The sequence below is a fragment of the Paenibacillus sp. LT-B23 genome, from assembly GCF_059417685.1.
On the sequence record NZ_JBSQBM010000003.1, the window covers coordinates 116,045 to 135,897 of the forward strand.

Here is a 19,853-nt window from a genome sequence, read left to right on the forward strand (position 1 = left end):
GAGTTTGTTGTTTAAAGGAAAGAGATATAAGCTACCCGGCTTATTGGGTGTACTGTTTGTAGCTACGTTGGGATGTTATGGGCTTATTATGTATGTACAGTCCATAAGTGGGACGAAAATGTATCAATTTTTGTACTGGGATATATTTCTGGGTTGGGTTCCAGTCTTGATTTCTCTGGGAATGCTCGCCTTATCCAGGCTGGGAAACATAAAAGTGAGAAGGCTTCTTTTATTAATTGCCGGAGTCGTATGGCTGTTTTTTCTGCCGAATGCGCTGTATTTGCTGACTGAATTACTGCATGCATTCCGTTTTTATGATGTGAATCCTGACTCGCGTTTTTGGCTGAATACTCAATTTTGGTTGATCTTATTTACGTCTTTTTCGGCAGCCGGGATTGGTCTTTTTCTTACTTCCATTTGTATATTTATGATCCACCATATGCTGCAAAAGGTTTGTTCCGGCTGGCTTGCGTGGGTTATCGTTTTTATGTTCCTGTGGCTGTCCAGTGTGGGTGTATATATCGGCAGATTTGCTCGCTGGAATAGCTGGGATATGGCGTTGCAACCCATAGTGATCGTGATGGAGGTTTGGAAATGGGTGGTACATGCCGGAGCAAGGCTTCATTTGTTGTCATTTAGCTGGCTGGTGTTTGGAATCGCGGTCATTTTTTATCTGTTGATCTATATCTCTTTAAGTGAGGAGAAGCAAGCTTAGGCCGAGGATACGTATTCCACGAATACGGGCTTCGGCCTTTTTACATATGGGAAGCCATCAGCTAACGTTGTCCTCCCCGTGTTCTTCATAAAGCACACGCACCAGCAGATCCTGACTGAAATTGCCGAATCTTTTGCCGAAAATGGTGAGACCCCCTTTGTTCTGCGGCTGATCGGATACGGATAAACGTAATGTAATATCACTTTTATAGTTCAGGCCGATATCCTCCAGTGTGACTTCGGATATACGGCATCCGTCGATGAAGCTTCCATGTTGATTGATGCGGATTAATTTGAGCATGCCGTATTGGTTCAAGTGCGGCGGCCACCAATCGGGGTTGAGGACCCCGGGCACTTCTCCAAAGTCTCCGGCGCTGGTCCAGTGACCGATGGGAATATCATTCACATGAAAACAAATATCGGACGGGTATTCCTCACAATAACCCGGTGCTTCCGAACCCAGCTCTGCGGAAAATTGAATTTCGGTAAAGAATTGATTCTCTTTCAGATAGTTAGGAATCCGATATTCCAGAAAGCCATCTGCCATCCAGATCATTTCAGAATCCAGCCGCCCGGGATCTGCAAAATAGCGGGGATCATCAAAATCGCCAATAATGCTGTCTCTGGTCACCAAGCCACAGGTAGGTACTGCCTGATAGTTACTATAATGACCGATGCGAATTTCAACCTCATACACATTCTTCTGCTCTCTGCTACGCAAGTCCACCATCAGCTTTTCCTTGTTCAGATAGCACATTTTTCGGGTTCCGTGCTTGCCACTCACGGTATTGATCTCGACAAGGCCGCATTCCTCCAGCTTACGAATATGCATCGTAATCGTGCCGTTGCTCAGATCAAGTTTGTTAGCGATGTCATTCATACTTTGTCCTTGATGGGCGGCGAGTAATTCCAGAATTTGAATGCGGATTTCCGAACCGAGCGCTTTGAAAATGTCTAGCCCTGACATTAAGTCCTTAATATAAATCATAGCTATAGACCTTCCTTATCTCTAAAAAATGTAATGTAAGCGCTTATATATTTGTTTTGACTTATGTTAAAATAAAATCAGAAAGAAGTAAACGGCTTTGCTGTAAATTATTTTTATGAAAACAAAAAGGAGAGTGAAACGAACCTCAGAATCGATTTTTCACCAAAATAAAACGTATTAAAGTTATTTAATTGAATTATAAAGTTGAAATTAACTTAAATACGTTTTAATTTAACTTTTCATGCTATTCAATTCTATACTTTATATTTGTTTAAAAAGATTTAAAAATACATTGACGAACCGTTGAACGGCATGCTATATTTTGTTTGTAAACGAATACATTATTGATAAAGTAAAATGTTAATTATATGGCGCATGAGAGGGATGATGATCACAGGCTGAGTGTACAACAGATGATGTACCGCACAGGTGAATACAGCCCAAGTGGTATGAGTTTATTTTAACACTATATGTATGCGGTTTCATTTCAATTTTAGGAGGGGTCGCGTTGATAAAGAAAAAAGGTTTTGCAATGACAATGGTTGTGCTGTTGATGATGGTTGCTGCACTGGCTGGCTGTAGTGGAGGAAGCTCCAGTAGTGATGGAAGCAAGGAGCTTACGTTCATGTTCCGTGGCGGAACAGATGAGCAGAAGGCATATAAGGAAGTCATTAAGAAATTTGAAGAAGAACATCCTGGCGTGAAGGTTAAAATGGTCGTGACAGCAGCGGATCAATATGCTACAAAACTTAGAGCTGCGATCACTGGGAATAATCTTCCAGATGTCTTTTATTTTAACCCTGGAGATGTGAAGGCTTATGTAAATAGTGGGGTACTGAAGGACCTCACCCCTTACATTGAGAAGAACAAGGATATAAATCTGGATAACATTTGGAAATACGGTGTGGATTTGTATCGCTATGACGGTAAAATGGCCGGTCAAGGAAATATTTACGGTATGCCGAAGGACTTGGGTCCATTCGCACTCGGCTACAACAAAACGATGTTCGAAAAAGCGGGCGTTCCCTTGCCTGATAAAGACAAACCGTATACATGGGATGAATTCATCAAGGTCAGCCAAGAGTTGACCAAAGATACAAATGGTGACGGCAAGCCAGATCAATACGGTACAGGCTTTAACGTTCAGTGGGCATTACAAGCCTTTGTATGGAGCAATGGGGCAGATTGGCTGGATGAGAGCAAAACCAAAGTAACGATTGATGATCCGAAATTTGCGGAAGCGCTTCAGTACTTTGCTGATATGCAAAACAAATATAAAATTACACCTGGTATTGAACAATCACAAACACTGGATACCTATCAACGCTGGATGAAGGGCGAAATGGCATTCTTCCCGGTAGGTCCTTGGGATATGAGTACATTTGAAAAACTGCCATTTGAATATGATCTATTGCCTTTCCCGGCAGGATCGACTGGCAAATCGGCAACTTGGATTGGTTCTCTGGGTATCGGTGTTTCCTCTAAAACAAAGTACCCGGATGAAGCTGTAGCTCTGGTCAACTATCTGACGACTTCCAAAGAAGGAATGAAGCAGCTCGTAGACGCAAAGGTACAAATTCCGAATCTGCTGGATATGGCGGATGAGTGGGCCAAAGATACGAAAACCAAGCCTGCTAACAAACAAGAATTTATTGATATTGTGAATGACTATGGTCGCTCATTGCCAGGCAACTATACGTATAACGCCGAATGGTACGATATTTTCTTCACCGATATTCAACCTGTGCTGGACGGTAAGATTACAGCAGCGGACTATGTAAAGCAGGAGCAACCAAAGATGCAGAAACTGCTGGATAAAGCGGTGGAGCAAGAGAAAAAATCACAGAAATAATGCATAAATAGCGGATAAGGGATGATGTTAGTGGCTGATATCATGCTGCTGGCATCATCTTCATTCCAAATTAGAAACAGAGGTGAGCCCTGTGATAACCAAATCTAATCTCTACCGCAAAGAGAAGATATATGGATACTTATTTATTCTTCCTCCTATTCTCGGTCTGCTAATCTTTACGTTGTTCCCGTTTGTCTATTCGTTATACGGCTCTTTTACAGATTGGGACGGATTGGGACAAATGAACTTTATTGGTCTCGACAATTTTAGGGATTTATTTAGCGATGAGCTCTTTTACAAATCTATGTACAATACTCTTTTCTTAATGCTGGGTATTCCAATTGGTTTAGTATTAGCTTTACTGCTAGCACTGGGGTTGAATCGCAAGATTCCAGGCACGACGACATTTCGTGTGATCTACTATATTCCGGTTATTTCTTCTTTGGCTGCCGTTTCTATTATGTGGAACTGGGCATACAACGGAGACTATGGTCTGGTGAACCAATTTCTTGAGCTGTTCGGCATCAAAGGTCCTAACTGGCTGATGGATAAGGATACAGTCAAGCCAGCCTTGATTCTCATGACGGTTTGGAAAGGTCTTGGCTATACCATGTTGCTGTATCTGGCGGCGTTGCAAAGTGTATCTCGCTCTTATTATGAAGCAGCAGAGCTGGATGGAGCCAGCGGATTCCAAATGTTCCGCAACATTACATGGCCAATGGTGAAGCCGGTAACCTTTTTCCTGGTCGTAACCAATATCATTGGCGGTTCGCAAATTTTTACCGAAATGAACATTATGACACCAACGGGTGGTCCAGAATACTCCTCCGCCTCAATCGTCTTCTATATTTGGGATAAGGCATTCAAAAACCTGCAAATGGGCTATGCCTCCGCGATGGCTATGATTCTCGGCATCTTCATTTTTATCGTAACGTTGATTCAATTCAAAATGAATGAAAAGTCATCCTTTGATGGGGATTGATTTTCGCGGAAAGGAGTGAGTCTGATTATGTCCCATAGTCAAAGAACAAAAGTTACCAATACGATTATCTTTATTGCCCTGGCCATTGGAGCTATTGTGATGATCGCACCGTTGCTCTGGATGCTGTCCACCTCCGTTAAGGAAAAGCAGGATGTTTTTGCTCTTCCGCCAGTATGGATACCAGAAGTGTTCCAGTTCAGCAAGTACAAGGAGATTTGGGAAGCAGGGCCTTTGCTCAGCGGGATTAAAAACAGTGTAATTGTAGCAGTAAGTGTTACCGTTATTGGTACTTTTACATCCAGTGTGGCCGCTTTTGCATTCGCAAAGCTGAGATTTCCTCATAAAAACAAACTGTTTCTGGCCCTGATCGCATCGATGATGATTCCGTATCCGACGGTTATGATTCCACAGTTTATGATGTTTTCCAAGCTCGGTTGGGTAGACACGCTTCTGCCACTGATCGTTCCGGGTCTGTTTGGGAATGTGGTCATGATCTTTTTCCTGCGCCAGTATTTACTTAGCATACCGGATGCCATTATCGAAGCTGCCAAAATTGACGGAAGCTCTTATTTCCGACTTTACTCGTCGATTACGTTCCCGCTCATTAAGCCAGCTATCGCTGCACAGCTTATTTTATGGTTCATGGGGATTTGGAATGATTATCTGGCCCCTATTATTTATTTGAATTCACCGGAAACACAGACGTTGCAGCTGGTCATAGCGAACTTTAATGCGACCTATGCCATTCAGACTGATTATCCGCTCATTATGGCAGCTTCCATAATCGCTTTGTTACCTGTGCTGATTATATTCCTGATCTTCCAGAAACAGATTATTGAGTCGGTTGCTATTTCCGGTGTCAAAGGTTAATTGTAGCCACTGGAGGGCACGGATGAATGATGCAAGGCAATCGAAATATGTAATGGGTAAAGGAAGGAGGAGAATACAGTTATGGTGATGCTGCTTATGCTGGGCCTATCCGGCTGTGGGGATAATACCCCGGACCCTGTGTACCCGCAGGCTCCGCCTCCCGATCACTTGTATGATCAAAGTACGATAAACGATGAGCAGGAATGGACGATTAACAATGCGCATGATCCGGCGATTATCAAAACAGATCAGGGCTATTATGTCTACTCCACGGATGTAAAGGTAGGCGGAGAGCTGAGACCGGGGGTTATGGTGCGCAAATCGACCGATCTGATTCACTGGAACTGGGTACAGTATGCACTGCCCGGCATTCCCAAGGAAGCGGAGGCATGGTCGTCAGCAACCAATCTGTGGGCACCAGACGTTATTAAAATGGGCGATACCTATCGGATGTATTATTCAGCCTCTACCTTTGGCAGCACACGATCAGCCATCGGATTGCAGACATCCAGCTCGCCGGAAGGCCCGTGGAAGGATGAAGGGCTGGTCGTTAAAACGAAGGAGCATGACAAGCTGAATGCAATTGATGCCAATCCGGTGCTGGATGCGGAGGGGAATTCGTGGATGGTGTACGGCTCGTTTTTTGGAGGTATTTATATTACGCCACTTGATCCCCAGACTGGAAAGCTGAAGGAGTCCGGCTACGGCAAAAATATAGCCGCCAGAGATCGGACAACAGAGGACGGTGCTGTGGAAGGGCCGTACATTGTGTACAATCCCGCATTCCGTAAATATTACTTGTTTGTCTCATATGATTCTTTGTTCGAGGACTATAATGTACGCGTTGCCCGCTCGGATTCAATCACAGGGCCGTATGTGGATATCAATGGACATGATATGGCAGATACCAGCTATTTGCCCCAATACGAGATTGGGAACAAGGTACTGGGTGGTTATCGGTTCAGCGAAGGAGAAGGCTGGATTGCGCCGGGTCACAATTCCGTCCTGAAGGACGGAGAGGATTATTATATCGTGCATCATGCACGGGGAGAGACGGATAAGCGATGGCCGTATCTGCATGTACGCAAAATATTATGGACCGCTGAGGGCTGGCCTGTCATATCACCGGAACGGTATGCGGGCGAGAAGGAACAGGACATACCTCATAGATTATTATCCGGCAGTTGGGAACGCATCGTGATGAAGCAGGAAGTGGACGGCCAAGTGGAAGCTGAATCGCTTCGTCTGGAAGATGGAGGTCGGGCAACCAGTGGAACGCTTGAAGGCCACTGGAGATTTGACGGCAAGCGTACTTTAACAATGGATTGGAGCGATACATCCGAAGGAACCAAGGAACAACTGCTTTTACTTCCTTCATGGGATTGGGAGCTGGGTCGCCAAACTTTAGTTTTTACAGGGATGGACGACAAGGGAATTTCCATCTGGGGTAAGCGTATCGGCGATTAATTGTATGAACTACATACTTATATATAGAGGAGAGAAGAACCATGAATCAACCTGTACCTTTTATTAATCCGGTTATTGAGCAACGTGCAGATCCCTGGATTTACAAGCATAGTGACGGATATTATTACTTTACCGGGTCCGTACCCGAGTATGATCGCATTGAGGTTCGACGGGCACTTACCATTCAGGGATTAAATACAGCAGAGCCTGTCGCCGTGTGGCACAAATATGAAACAGGCCCGTTAAGCGCCAACATTTGGGCACCGGAAATTCATTTTATTGATGGTAAATGGTACATTTATTTTGCAGCGGCCCGCACTACAGAAACGAAGGAAGGCCTGTTCGACCACCGGATGTTCGTGCTGGAAAATGCTTCGGCCAACCCGCTGGAAGGAGAATGGGTGGAAAAGGGGCAGATCAAAACCCGTTGGGAAACGTTCGCGCTTGATGCCACAACCTTCCAGCATCATGGAGTTCTGTATTATGTATGGGCACAGAAGGATCCGGACATTGTCGGCAATTCCAATCTGTACATTTCTGAAATGAGCAATCCGTGGACGCTGCGCGGTGAGCAGGTGATGATCTCCACCCCTGAATATGATTGGGAAGTCATCGGTTTTAAGGTGAATGAAGGAGCGGCAGTTCTGAAACGGAACGGACGAATCTTTATCAGTTATTCAGCCAGCGCCACCGACTACAATTATTGCATGGGACTGCTGACAGCGGACGAAAATGCAGACCTGCTCGACCCGAAATCGTGGACGAAATCACCTCAGCCGGTATTTTGCACGAATGAAGAAACGGGCCAGTTTGGGCCGGGTCATAACAGCTTTACGGTTGGGGCTGACGGTAATGATGTCATCGTGTATCATGCACGGAACTACAAGGAAGTTACGGGTGACCCGCTGTATGACCCGAATCGCCATACACGTGTCCAGCCGTTGAACTGGAATGAGGACGGAACTCCTGATTTTGGCATTCCTGTACCGGATGGAGTTCCTGCCGGTAAATAAGCGATACGAATGGTACAGGAGTTGACGTGTTGCATAGCAGCGACACAACTTTCTGAACGATGCAGAGAATAATAAATTAACTGCACATAACAAGGGTAATAAGATATTTTCTAAGCCGTAAGGCTGGGAGATATCTTTTTGTTTTCACAGTAGCGGGGTGCCCCTTTTCAAAAACTCAGGTTTCTGCTATATTTAAATCGTAATATTTACGAATTAATAAAAGGAGTGGAAATGGTGAGCGAACGGATTGACCCGTTTACTGTCAAAAAGGTGGAATACCTGCTGAATGGTTACATTGCATTGAAGGTGCCTGGCTCTGTGCGTTCCGACGTACGGCTAACCTATCATATAGAGGATAATCGCCTGACCCTGACGGAGGAAAGACCGTCTTATGAATCCGAGACATGGGATCACACAGACATTGTCCAATTCCGCTGGGAAGAAAGCAACTGGCATGTGTATGTCCGGCAAGAGGATGAGCATTGGCAGAGCGTGAAAGAAATTGCTCCGAACCCATGCTTTGAAGATCAGCTTGAACAGATAGAAATAGATCCGGCGGGTATTTTTTGGACAGGTTAACGAAACGGCAGCTTGAGGATCAGAAGATGGAAACCGTCGGAAAGTTACCACTGAACTGCACATGGAAGCATACAAGCTGACTGTAATTCCTGGTAGGGGAGTTGCGGTTATTTGTTTTGTCGTGGAACACACCGTCACGTTCTCCACCGCTTGTGATTGAAATTGTTACGGGTACTGTAAATCAGGGTATGTGAAACACAGAGCGTATAATGAATGGGGAGCAGTGCGGGATGGATGAACAGCAGGGAAGTGAAGATGAAGAGAGGGGCACAAAAGGCGGGAGGCCACGAATTGCGCTGTGACGGACAGGGAGATGATGCAACGAACAGCGGATATGTTGGATAAAAGGCGTCGTTTTTTCAATGTGCCACTGCTGACGATTAAGTTGTCTCGCCTCTGGGTTACACTGGTAACTGGGGCTCCAAAAGAAATGGCTTACCCGCTGATCGAAAGTTTGGCTCATCCGATGGTGGCACAGCCGAAGCACAAGGTTCAGGGGATCAGCGACGGGCGTATTCCTTTTGACGAGGCGGCGCGAACGTCACTGGAGCAGGAGGAAGAGCATCGGCAGATGGAGCGTGCCCGTACCAAGCCGAAGCAGCCGTTAAAGTCAGTGATCCGATCCCTAAAATCCGATGTGCGCTCGGTGCAGCGGATCAAGCTGCCGCCGGGGAAGGGCGGGGGAGCACTATTTGGCTTGGCTTCCAGCCTTTGCGAAGCCCTGGGTACGTGTAGAGGCAGGTGAGCAGAATGCCTACAAGCTTTATCTCTTAGGGAGCCATAAGCCGTTACTGGAAATGACCTATGACCGAGCGCAAAGCAATTCCGAGTATGCCTTGTACCGGATCACAGGAGGCACCTTTGCCACGGTGAAAGAAGATCATCGGGGCAGGCTCGAATTTCTGCAAATCCCCGGTACGGATACTTGTGTCGTAGCGATTCATGATTATGTGCCGTCCCTGCCCTGGTTTATTTATAAATATACACAGGCCAAAGTGCATCTGGGGGTCATGTATGCGTTTGACAAGCATGTCAAACGCAGGACTGATAAAAATGTTTAATATTTTCCACGGGATGGAAGCTGCAAATGTATGGTAAAGTGTAGTTTATACAAGGCTCTTACCTATCACACGTTTATACCGAATCCGAATCAATCGAGGTGAGGAAAAATGCTGCAATCGTTAAAAGCCATTGCTAACTATCGGAAAGAAAACGATCTGGCCTGGGATACGCCAACTTGGCTGAAGCTGCTTGTTTCGGCTGAGGAGCGCATTGTGAATCTGGAACGCATCCACTCCATAGGGGAGTTAAAGGATGCTAATCCCGTACTGGATTATGTGGAGCATACGTTGCATATTTTGGACGGGCTTCCGCTGTCTTTCTGGATTAAGGAGCTGCTAGAAGACGTGCTGGTTTGGTCTGAGACGGCCAAAGGAGGCACAGTTCGCGAACGGCTGCGCTGGCAGCAGGAGGGCATCAATTTATTTGTGCATAATATCGGTTCCGCCCAACTGTACGTCAGACAGGCTCAAGCGGAGAAACCGGTGTTTCCCCGCAATACTATGACTCGGATTCTGATTGAGACCCATGGATTAATCGGACAATATATACGGGGCGAAATTCCTTTTGCGGAAAATCGGACGCTGCTGGAAATTACCCGTAAGGGCTGGTTAAGCCACGAGGAACTGGAGCTTGCCTTACGGGCGCTGAACGAGTGCATTATCGCCGGGGTAGACCCTGAATTATGGGAGCAGGTACGGAGTGAAGTGGAGCAACTGATTGGCTGGATCGCATGGGATAACGCGCCTGTGGCCTGGAGTGTAAAGGAACGGCTGGAACGATTACGGTCGGTTTCTATTCATGAAGGGGAGCCATTTGAGCAGGCCTACGGTGAGCTGGAGCGCGAGTTGAATGTAGATAAGGCACTGGCTCCCTTGGAGAATCGGACGCTTTGGTATGTGGAGTCGGCTTTACAGGATTTTTCGCTTCAGGAGCTGGTGAAGGTGTTTTTGCTCACGTTACGGGATGGTACAGGACAGGAATTGCCTGCAACGGTGCGTCATATCAGCTTTGAATCGCTCATGAACACCATGCATTATGACTACCGCGGCATCAAGAAAATTAACGTTTATAAAAAACGGATGATTGAAAAATATTTACACGCGTTATCCTGGCAGGATATCTTGAAAGGAAAACGGAAGCATAATCCTCATTTGAATGTGATCGTGGAGCATAAAGAGGAACTGCAGAGTACTGTATTTTTCAATTTTCATTTTTCATCTGCGGCTGAGAAGCTGATCGACTTTTGCATCGAGGCGGAAAAAACGCCTTTGTATGACAAAGCCATATTGCTGCTGTTTGATCTGTTCGGTTTGCGCCGTGATGCTTATGATCGTTTTCACAATGAGGAGACGTACCTTTCGGACATGAACCTAACTGTAGATTACAAAAAGGTCATACTGGATTACGTGACGGGAACTCGAGTACTGGATATCGGACCGGGCGGGGGTGTGCTGCTGGACCTAATTGAACAGGAGATACCAGACGCGAAGCCGATGGGACTTGATATTTCTGTGAATGTTATTGAAGCGCTCAAACGTAAAAAGCAATTGGAGGGCCACCGCTGGGATGTTATTAAAGGAGATGCTCTCCAACTGGAGGAATTTATAGAGCCGGGGAGCATGGATACGGTCATTTTCTCTTCCATTCTCCATGAGCTGTATTCTTACATCGAACGGGATGGAACCCGATTCAATCTGCATACGGTAGAGGCTGCTTTGCAAAGCGCCTATCGTGTGCTGGCACCGGGCGGACGGATCATTATCCGTGACGGCATTATGACTGAACCGGCAGAACAGCGTAGACGAATCCGGTTCCTGGAGCCGGACGGAATGGAATGGCTGTTGCGATATGCCAAAGATTTTGCAGGTCGCGACATTGAAGTGGAGCGTGTGAGTGAGCATGAGGCTATTTTGCCTGTGAACGATGCGATGGAATTTCTATACTCCTACACGTGGGGAACAGAAGCTTATGTGCATGAAGTGCAGGAGCAGTTTGGGTATTTAACTCCTTCACAGTATGAAGAGTGTATTCGTCGCACGCTTGGATCGCAGGCAATAATTCGTGAAAGCCGTCACTATTTGCAGGAGGGCTATGCGGAAGCGTTGGCCGGGCGTATTGAATTTACCGATGAGCAGGGAGAGCCTGTTTCTCTGCCGGATAGCACTTGCCTGATTGTGATTGAGAAGCCGCAATAGAGTGGGTTAAGCGGATGTAGCTGAACAAAAAAAGCCTTTTGATTGCGCCAAGTGCGATCAAGAGGCTTTTTGGCTGGCTTATAGAGAGATTTTTAGTGTATTGGTGTTTTCATCATAGATTAATTGAGCACCCAATCCTTCGGCGAATACCTGTACAGGCACATAAGTGGTGTCATTGATCGTCTTGGGGGCCACAGCAATTTGTTCCGCTTGTCCGTTGTAAAATACGGTTTGGCTTCCCAGGGTTAACGTGACTTTGTGGTCGGCTTTGGTCACCCCTATGGTTCCAGTACCGTGATCCCACACGACCTCAGCTTTCAAGCTTTCAGCTATATCGCGCAAGGGAACAAGATTTGTATTTTGGTAGACAATGGGCTTGGCTGTAAAAGAAATAGGCGTTCCATTCACGAGTACTTTCAGATTGGATGTAGTATAAGCGGGCTTTTGGCTCTGTTGTTTACTTTGCTTCTCTTTTGATTTTTGCTTTGATTTCGTGGTTTTCTTGGATGCCGAGCTGCTGGAAGAGGAAGAACTGCTGGAGGAAGAACCCCCGTTATGATAGTGATATTCCCCGTAGGAAAGGCCCCATTTCGAGCAGTTGGTCCAGCAGGTATGGCCACCGTTGGAATCTGTTCTGCCCGGATGAGCAGATACGGATAAAGAACCGGATAGAGCGAGCAGTAAGACAGAAGCAGTTATGCCGACTTTCTTTTTCATAAATCGTAATCTCCTTGTTATTCGAAGTGAGTGTAATAAGCCCGAAAGTATAAGAAAATGTTTACAGTTTTGGGCTATATAAAATATATCGGTAGCAGCATCCCGAAAATGTACCATAATTATGGAAAAAACGATTTTGAAAATGATATACCAAAGGGCCCTTCATTCGGCAGGTGATTGAGCAGGCGAAGCTTGAAAAATTTAAGAAGGAGGAATGATGAAGGAACTGGAGCAGCAGCTTGGCATTTCGGTAGAAGAAAGATAACAAACAACTCTGTTTTTCTTAACACTTTTTGCATATAATACAGGAGAAATGACGGGATAACTTTAAAAATGAAGGGGTTGTGTTGAAAATGTCAAAGCGTTTGATCCCCTATATTACGATGGATGGAAATGCGAAGGACGCGATTCAATTTTATGAAAAGGCATTGGATGCCCAGCTGCTTTTTATCCAAACCTTCGGTGAAATGCCTGAAAATCCGGAATTTCCGATTCCAGCAGAGGTCAAGGCACGTGTGGGACATGCTACGCTCAAAGTCGGTGAGACAGAGCTTATGTTTTCCGACACCTTTCCCGGATCGCCGTTTAGCAGCGGGAATCAGGTGAGCATCTGTATTACCACCGACAGTGTTGAGCAATCCAGAAAAATGTTTGACGCTCTACAGCAAGGAGGACAGGTTGGGATGGCTTTGCAAGAAACCCATTTTAGTCCTGCTTATGGGAATGTAACGGACAAGTTTGGTGTCACTTTTCAAATTTTCACGGAGGCTCGGCCTTAAACAATGGAAAACGGCCTGATTTCGCTACCTTGGCGATCTGGCCGTTTTTTTGTATGAATCCTCGTTCTGGCTTGGTGGGATAAAAGAAGGCGGATTACATCCATATTTTGAAAATCGAATAGACATTAATGTTCACACTGAACTACAACCAATCTGCTAAAGTATCTCTCTTTAGTCCATCCACGCTTCTGTAAGCTTTATCATCCTTCTAACAAAATGAGAAAGGATTTATCCCCTTATTAGTTTTAAATAAAAATACTTATCGCTGAGTATATCAACAACAAACACATAATTAATCGAAATGACTTGTCATGTTTAGCAAAGAACTTTTTGAAAATCGAGCCGAACCCTGACCATAAAAGTAACGCCAGCCATCCTAGAAAAATGGATAAAGTCAAATAAAAAACGATGGAATCAAACGAATGATTAAACGGCAAAATAAAAGCACTCATGACCGTTAAAAAAACGAAATGCTTTTGACATTTATGAGCTGGAGGATAAAACCTGATAAGAAAGTGGATTGCACATCACTGGAATCCTTCCCTGAACTTTTATTCAAACCCACTTGCCATGCCAAGTAGAGCAGATATGCTGCACCAGCCATTTTAAAATACGGCTCTACAAAAGGTATCCAATTGTATAGACCTGTTGTAAATACTCCACTCATAATCCCCAGTACCGCAAACCCTGCTAGGATACCGCTATTGAATCTCCACGACCCAACAAAGCCAAACCTCCGTGCTTCATTCATCATTAAGATGTTGCTTGGACCAGGCGTTATAGATGTAATCATCACATACGATAGAAACGCCACTATACTCATAGTTTCACCTTCATTTACTAATTTACTATCAGAAGGCTTCTATTGTATGATGAAATTATCCATAAATAAAATTTAAATTTTTAAAAGCATTATCATTTTTTTCGATACATCATTGAACCTAAGGAGAAAAATGGGATGGAAATTAAGCAACTTATTACATTTCAAACTATTATCGAAATCGGAAGCTATACAGGGGCTGCATCCAAGTTAGGATATACTCAATCCACTATCACTTCCCATATACAGTCCCTTGAAGATGTGATTGGTGGGGAGCTTTTCACTTACGAAAAAAGAAATTTGAAGCTTACTCATTTAGGCAGAGAATTAATACCTTTGGCAGAAGACCTACTTTCTACTCATGACCAGATTAGAAACATACGAAGCAACCAAGAGATTAAGGGAGTATTAAAAGTGGCTGCACCAGAGTCTTTAACGATTTCCAGATTAAGTCCAATAATAAGGGAATACTCCTTAAAATATCCTCATGTCAAAATCATACTTACCAACGGTACATGTGGGCAAAATCAAGTTAACTTAATAAGTGGACGGGTGGATGTTGCTTTAATGGTCTACCCGGAAATAAATCCGGAAAAATGCATTCATTATTCTTTAGTCGAGGAGAAAATTGTCCTAGTGAGTAGCAATGACGGCCCAGATCATTTCGATGAATATAAAAAAGATAACACTAACTATTTTTTTATTACAAATGAAGAAGGCTGTAGTTATCGGACAATGTTTGAAAGATATCTTTTAAAGCATGACATTCACCACCTTCAAACAATGGAGTTATGGAGTATAGAGGCAATTAAACAAACAGTTATGAGTGGACTTGGATTTTCTGTTTTGCCTTATATTACAGTTAAAGAAGATGTAGTAAGAGGAAAGCTTGAAATTTTAAGTCATTCTGAAAAATTTGACCCAATATACTCACATATGCTGATAAAAAAGAAAAAATGGTTGTCTCCAGCAGTTAAAGCTTTTTCTGAACTTGTTTTAAAGTCAATCAGTGTTACTGATAAAGAAGTGGATTTAATCAATTAAGAGTATCGAGGAAGTATAACTTATTAATGTCTTATCACCATTGCATAGTCTACAACTTTATCTTCACGATCTAATACTTTATTTTCTTGGTACACTGAGGAGGCTGATGATGTTAGCATCTAACGAGATTTTGTCTGTATGGGAAAAGTTTAATACCTTTCCGATGGAGACGTTAACGAAAGCTTGGTTTTATAGGAAAACGGACGGAAAGAAACAGAGAGATGTGTCTTTAATGAAGGAGCACCATGAGCGGTATGGGATTACAGGTAATTGTTTTGACTTAGCGATATGGCTGCTGCACGAATTTAAAAAAGAAGGAATTGAAGCTTATCCCATCGGCCATGATTTGGGGACAGCAGAGGCGCACGTCGCTGTAATCGCTAAAAACGAAGATGGCAGACGTTATTTATGCGACTTGGGAGACCAATGGTTGATTCCAGTATTAGTAGATGCAGATCATCCAAGCTTTACATCAGAGAAATTAACAGGCTTTTTTCCAGCAGCAGAAATTGAGGTTCAACCGCATCAGGATGCAGTTACAATCTTATATCACAGACCTAATGGTAAAATGAGTCGTCAGAAGTTCGATCTTGCACCATTGGAGCTCTCGACATTTTGGAAGGCGGCGGAAATTTCTCAGAACACGATAAAAAAGTCGCCTTTGCTAGAATGCAGGATTTCATATTTATCCGAAATTGCACATTGGGAGTTTTATAACTGGTCGAGTTTTCTGAGTACGACGACTGGAATTATAAATGAACCTGAGATAAAGGATATTAAAGCATGGTGTGATCGACTCCATCAAAAAACAGGGTATGATAAGAATTTTCTTTTGGAAGTATTACAAATATACAAAGATATATGACTCAGTATGCAGAGATGACTATAACTCGTTCTTAGATGGTGCCTGTATGGTTTGTAAATATAAATAACTCAACGACTTCTATGAATATGTAAAATACTTTTGGATATTGAATCATGCTGAGAAACGCAGCGAGTGGGTGGATTCTGGAGAATCGAAGCGTTCGCCTTTGCCGGGGGACTCTAACCTTAAATTCTGATCCAAAAGAATCCCCTGACAACAGCGATCGGAAGAACCATCCACCCGCGGAGTGGTCTTCCTCAGCATCACCTAAACAAACTATTTTCACATATACCTATTACCTACACTCCAAAATTAAAATCTTCATCAGTCAGCGGCTCCACATTCATTGCACGCACGTAGCCGTTTCCTTTTTTAGAAAAGAAATCGTGCTGCTTGGTGTGAGTGCTAATGCCGTTGATTACAATTGGATTGACTTCTTCTTCTTCAAACAACGGATCAAAGCCCAGGTTCATCATGGCCTTATTAGCGTTGTAGCGCAAGAAGACTTTGACATCGTCCACCAGCCCGATAGGAGCATAAATTTGCTCGGTGTATTGCTCCTCGTTATTGTGCAAGTAGCGCAGCAACCCTACCAGCGTCTGGTACAGATCCCGTTGCTCTTCCTCGTCCAGCTCTGCATAAATCTCCTGTGCCAGCACACCCACATAAACACCGTGAATACTTTCGTCCCGTAAAATCAGGTCGATAATTTCTCCGCTGCATGTCATCTTGCCCTGACCCGCCAGATAGAGAGGGTAGAAGAAGCCGCTATAAAATAAATAGCTTTCTAACAGCACTGACGCTGCCATAGCGAGATACAAGTCTTTTGGCGTATGAATATTCATATAATACTGACGAATGGTTTCCGCCTTGGTCTGGAGATGCGGATTTTCCTCTACCCAACGGAATATATCATCAATCTCTTCCGTAGAAGCCAGGGTTGTAAAAATGCTGCTGTACGACTTCGCATGAATTTGCTCCATCATCGCCATAAAGCTCAGTACAGCTTTGCGTTGCAGCCCGTCCACATGCTCCATAATCTGCGGCATACCCACGCCGCCTTGAATCGTGTCAAGCAACGTCAAGCCGCCTAATACTTTCATGTAGGCTTCTTTTTCAATATCACTGAGGGTGACCCAGCTCATTTTATCGTCGGACAGCGGAATTTCATCATCCGTCCAAAATTGCATAATGTTCTGATTCCAGAACATTAATGTGAAATCATCGTCCGAGCGGTTCCAGTTTACAGCTTGTATACCTGTCATTGTTTAGCATTCTCCCTTCAGCTTCCGAGATTTCCTAGAGTCACAATAAGGTGATATAGGCGAATCATCGTATGCTTGACATACGGAAGCTGCATCCGCGAGGCCGTGTCCCAACCCATAAAGGGCGGAACATCGCGCTGGATACAGCTTCTAATGAAAAGCATCCATATATATGAGGTCTTCTAATGTTAATTTATAAGTACGGTCTTAGATCGAGCAGGTGAGGCACTCTTCTACAGACAGCTTTTTGGTACGTGTGTAGTACAACGATTTGAGTCCTTTGTGAGCAGCATACAGATAGCAACGTGCCAATTGGCGTGTAGTCACGTCACTGTTCACATGAAGCACGGTCGAAATACCTTGATCCACGTGAGGCTGAATTTCTGCAATCAAGTCCAGCACTTTGAACTGATCCATTTGATACGCGGATTTATAAAAGAACACATTATCTCTTTGCAAGTAAGGCATTGGATAATAGGTCGTCGAGTTCGCATAGGTACGTGTTTCAATTTGCTCTACGATAGGCATTACGCTGGACGTCGCATTTTGAATATATGAAATGCTGGCCGTCGGCGCAATCGCCATACGGTACGCGTGATACAGGCCGTTCTTCTGCACGTCTGCTTTCAGCTTGTCCCAATCCTCTGGAGAAGGAATATAGATGCCGCCAAATAGCTCTTGTACCCGTGCCGTTGTCGGACGGTAATCGGTATTCAGATAACGGTCAAAATACACGCCAGTCGCGTAATCCGATTCCTCGAAGCCATAAAAGCTTTGTCCGGCCGCTTGGGCGATTTCCATGCTTTTCTCCAGCGAGTGATAGTTCATCGTCATGAAGAAGGTACGGACAAAATCCTTCGCTTCGTTGCTTTCATAAGCAATTTTGTTCTTGGCAAGGTAGCCGTGCAGGTTCATGACACCCAGACCGACAGAATGCATCTCACGGTTTGCCTTGGCAACACCCGGCGCGTTCGCGACTTGGGTCATATCGCTGACCGAAGTCAGGGCAATCATCCCCTCGTGAACGGATTCGCGGATTTTGCCATGCTCCATCACATTTACAATGTTGAGGGAAGCCAGATTACAGCTGATATCCCGACGGATTGTATCCTGTTGGCCGTAATCTGCAATTTCAGAGGTTTCCTGTAATTGGAAAATCTCTGTGCACAGGTTTGACATTTTAACCTGACCCACGTTTTTAAGAGCATGTGCCTGATTCGCGTTACTTTTGTTCATCATGTATGGATAGCCGGATTCCAGCTGGATCATGGCAATTTTGGTCAGCATGTCACGCGCGCTCATCGCTACCTTTTTCTTCACCCGGTCGTCAGCGAGCAGTGTATCGTACATTTTATCCAGATCCATATCGTCCAGATGGGTACCGTAGGCCTTGTATACACTGTAAGGAGCGAATACATGCAACGGCTCATTATCCTGAGCCAGCTTATAAAAGCGGTTAGGTACAATCAGTCCAATGGAGAGTGTCTTCAGACGTACTCTTTCGTCGGCATTGATTTTTTTACTATCCAGGAACTCCAGTACATCCCATCCGAAAATGTTGTAGTATGCTGCGCCGGAACCTTTACGTTGACCCATCTGATCCGCGTAGGAGAAGCCGTCCTCCATCAGCTTCAGCACAGGCATAATTCCTTTAGCCGCGCCTTCTACACCTTTGATCGCCTCGCCGCGTGACCGCAGTTTCGACAGGTTGACCGCGACACCGCCGCCGATTTTGGACAACTGCATGCAAGTGTTTAGCACGTAGTTAATCGAGTTGAGGGAGTCGTCCATTTCGAGCAGGAAGCAGGACACCAGTTCTCCACGACGGCTTTTGCCTGCATTCAGGAAGGTTGGCGTAGCTGGCTGGAGACGCTGCTCCATCATCGAGCGGGACAACAGGCGCGCCGTATCGGCGTTACCGCGTCCCAAATGCAGGGCGACGACCGCCACCCGGTCAGGGTAGTGCTCCAGATAAACCTTACGGTCATTACTCTTCACTGCATAATCCGTATAAAACTTGGATGCTGCCATATAGGAAGGAAATTTAAAATTATAGCTATGAGTGATATGGAAAATGTCCTTAATTTCGTCAGCTGTATAGCTACTATAGAAATTTTCGTAATAATCATTCTCAATCATGTAGAGCACTTTAGCCGCTGTATCTGCAAACTTCAAGCTCCGTTCTTCGACTTCCTTCATAAATTCGTCTACAGCCTCTTGGTCCTTTTCCAATTGGAAAAAGCCATCTGTATCGCGTTTCATCAACATGTTGTTCAGTTCAATATGCCGCAACTCGGCTCACCCCCTGTTTGAAACGCTCTACATCGCCGAACGTTCCGGATAATTCAAATTTACTGATGACAGGCACGTTGTAATGGTCGGAGATCAAATCCGCGCTTTTGGCAAAGCTCTCGCCCCAGTTACGGTTGCCGCTGGCAGCCACACCCACGAGGTTTTGAGCATTTTTTTGCAAAAAGGAAGATACCCTCTCAGGTATCTGTCCAAACCCCGTTGTATATGTAATGAGTACGTATGGTTCCTCTATAGTCATTTGCTCCTGGATTTGGACCGCCGGAAGCTTGAGCTTCCCGATAAATCTTTTTACATTGCCGGTCTTGGAATCATAAGCAATCAGCATTGT

General features: G+C 44.7%; 19 protein-coding genes and 1 pseudogene. 14 read left to right on the forward strand and 6 right to left on the reverse strand.

Annotated elements, in window-relative coordinates; genetic code table 11:
* The first annotated feature begins 4 nt into the window (after nt 1–4).
* Nucleotides 5–715, forward strand: a complete 711-nt coding sequence (locus ACWXW9_RS05375) for a DUF1361 domain-containing protein (RefSeq protein WP_494928602.1) — start codon at nt 5–7, stop codon at nt 713–715.
* Nucleotides 716–772: 57 nt separating this feature from the next.
* Here ACWXW9_RS05375 and ACWXW9_RS05380 read toward each other — a convergent pair whose 3' ends face one another.
* A complete protein-coding gene (locus tag ACWXW9_RS05380; RefSeq protein ID WP_494928603.1) occupies nt 773–1,702 on the reverse strand; it encodes an ArsR/SmtB family transcription factor in 930 nt (309 codons plus the stop codon).
* A gap of 508 nt (nt 1,703–2,210) precedes the next feature.
* Here ACWXW9_RS05380 and ACWXW9_RS05385 point away from each other — a divergent pair.
* The 10 genes from ACWXW9_RS05385 (at nt 2,211) to ACWXW9_RS05430 (ending at nt 11,722) form a co-directional block, all read left to right on the forward strand.
* Entirely contained in the window at nt 2,211–3,554 is a 1,344-nt protein-coding gene (locus tag ACWXW9_RS05385) for an ABC transporter substrate-binding protein (protein ID WP_494928604.1), read from the forward strand.
* A 91-nt stretch (nt 3,555–3,645) separates the two neighbouring features.
* Nucleotides 3,646–4,536 carry a carbohydrate ABC transporter permease gene (locus tag ACWXW9_RS05390; RefSeq protein WP_134910278.1) on the forward strand — a complete coding sequence of 297 codons (891 nt, stop codon included), beginning with the start codon at nt 3,646–3,648 and terminating at the stop codon, nt 4,534–4,536.
* 27 nt (nt 4,537–4,563) lie between these two features.
* Nucleotides 4,564–5,406 (forward strand): carbohydrate ABC transporter permease, encoded by an 843-nt coding sequence (locus tag ACWXW9_RS05395; RefSeq protein ID WP_149094866.1) that lies wholly within the window; start codon nt 4,564–4,566, stop codon nt 5,404–5,406.
* 81 nt (nt 5,407–5,487) lie between these two features.
* Nucleotides 5,488–6,873, forward strand: coding sequence for an arabinan endo-1,5-alpha-L-arabinosidase (locus ACWXW9_RS05400; RefSeq protein ID WP_494928605.1), 1,386 nt, complete (start codon nt 5,488–5,490; stop codon nt 6,871–6,873).
* 41 nt (nt 6,874–6,914) lie between these two features.
* Nucleotides 6,915–7,886, forward strand: a complete 972-nt coding sequence (locus ACWXW9_RS05405; RefSeq protein ID WP_494928606.1) for a glycoside hydrolase family 43 protein — start codon at nt 6,915–6,917, stop codon at nt 7,884–7,886.
* A 231-nt stretch (nt 7,887–8,117) separates the two neighbouring features.
* Nucleotides 8,118–8,465: a DUF3024 domain-containing protein gene (locus tag ACWXW9_RS05410; RefSeq protein WP_494928607.1), complete on the forward strand. Its 348-nt coding sequence runs from the start codon at nt 8,118–8,120 to the stop codon at nt 8,463–8,465.
* A 213-nt stretch (nt 8,466–8,678) separates the two neighbouring features.
* Entirely contained in the window at nt 8,679–8,810 is a 132-nt protein-coding gene (locus ACWXW9_RS05415) for a hypothetical protein (protein WP_494928608.1), read from the forward strand.
* The gene (locus ACWXW9_RS05420) at nt 8,779–9,210 is read left to right on the forward strand and encodes a hypothetical protein (RefSeq protein WP_494928609.1); all 432 of its coding nucleotides are present in this window, start codon (nt 8,779–8,781) and stop codon (nt 9,208–9,210) included. Before ACWXW9_RS05415 ends, ACWXW9_RS05420 begins: the two co-directional genes overlap by 32 nt.
* On the forward strand, nt 9,158–9,526 hold the full coding sequence (locus tag ACWXW9_RS05425) for a hypothetical protein (RefSeq protein ID WP_494928610.1): 369 nt from the start codon (nt 9,158–9,160) through the stop codon (nt 9,524–9,526). The genes ACWXW9_RS05420 and ACWXW9_RS05425 overlap by 53 nt, the downstream gene beginning before the upstream one ends.
* Nucleotides 9,527–9,634: 108 nt before the next feature.
* Nucleotides 9,635–11,722, forward strand: a complete 2,088-nt coding sequence (locus tag ACWXW9_RS05430; RefSeq protein WP_494928611.1) for a class I SAM-dependent methyltransferase — start codon at nt 9,635–9,637, stop codon at nt 11,720–11,722.
* A 78-nt stretch (nt 11,723–11,800) separates the two neighbouring features.
* Here the strand turns inward: ACWXW9_RS05430 and ACWXW9_RS05435 are convergent, their stop codons facing one another.
* Complete coding sequence (locus tag ACWXW9_RS05435; RefSeq protein ID WP_494928612.1) at nt 11,801–12,439, reverse strand: copper amine oxidase N-terminal domain-containing protein; 639 nt, start codon at nt 12,437–12,439, stop codon at nt 11,801–11,803.
* Nucleotides 12,440–12,792: 353 nt separating this feature from the next.
* Here ACWXW9_RS05435 and ACWXW9_RS05440 point away from each other — a divergent pair, with 353 nt between their 5' ends.
* Nucleotides 12,793–13,218, forward strand: a complete 426-nt coding sequence (locus ACWXW9_RS05440; RefSeq protein WP_494928613.1) for a VOC family protein — start codon at nt 12,793–12,795, stop codon at nt 13,216–13,218.
* Nucleotides 13,219–13,463: 245 nt separating this feature from the next.
* Here ACWXW9_RS05440 and ACWXW9_RS05445 read toward each other — a convergent pair.
* Nucleotides 13,464–14,041, reverse strand: a pseudogene (locus ACWXW9_RS05445) (LysE family translocator).
* Between the two features lie 135 nt (nt 14,042–14,176).
* On the opposite strand from ACWXW9_RS05445, the gene ACWXW9_RS05450 reads away from it, so the two are divergent.
* Both ACWXW9_RS05450 and ACWXW9_RS05455 read left to right on the forward strand, forming a co-directional pair.
* On the forward strand, nt 14,177–15,082 hold the full coding sequence (locus tag ACWXW9_RS05450; RefSeq protein ID WP_494928614.1) for a LysR family transcriptional regulator: 906 nt from the start codon (nt 14,177–14,179) through the stop codon (nt 15,080–15,082).
* Between the two features lie 106 nt (nt 15,083–15,188).
* On the forward strand, nt 15,189–15,947 hold the full coding sequence (locus ACWXW9_RS05455) for a hypothetical protein (RefSeq protein ID WP_494928615.1): 759 nt from the start codon (nt 15,189–15,191) through the stop codon (nt 15,945–15,947).
* Between the two features lie 299 nt (nt 15,948–16,246).
* Here ACWXW9_RS05455 and nrdF read toward each other — a convergent pair whose 3' ends face one another.
* The 3 genes from nrdF to nrdI form a co-directional block, all read right to left on the reverse strand.
* Nucleotides 16,247–17,212, reverse strand: a complete 966-nt coding sequence (gene nrdF, locus ACWXW9_RS05460) for a class 1b ribonucleoside-diphosphate reductase subunit beta (RefSeq protein WP_452511042.1) — start codon at nt 17,210–17,212, stop codon at nt 16,247–16,249.
* Between the two features lie 207 nt (nt 17,213–17,419).
* A complete protein-coding gene (nrdE, locus tag ACWXW9_RS05465; protein WP_494928616.1) occupies nt 17,420–19,504 on the reverse strand; it encodes a class 1b ribonucleoside-diphosphate reductase subunit alpha in 2,085 nt (694 codons plus the stop codon).
* The gene (gene nrdI / locus ACWXW9_RS05470) at nt 19,491–19,850 is read right to left on the reverse strand and encodes a class Ib ribonucleoside-diphosphate reductase assembly flavoprotein NrdI (protein WP_137062615.1); all 360 of its coding nucleotides are present in this window, start codon (nt 19,848–19,850) and stop codon (nt 19,491–19,493) included. The genes nrdE and nrdI overlap by 14 nt, the downstream gene beginning before the upstream one ends.
* Nucleotides 19,851–19,853 lie beyond the last annotated feature (3 nt).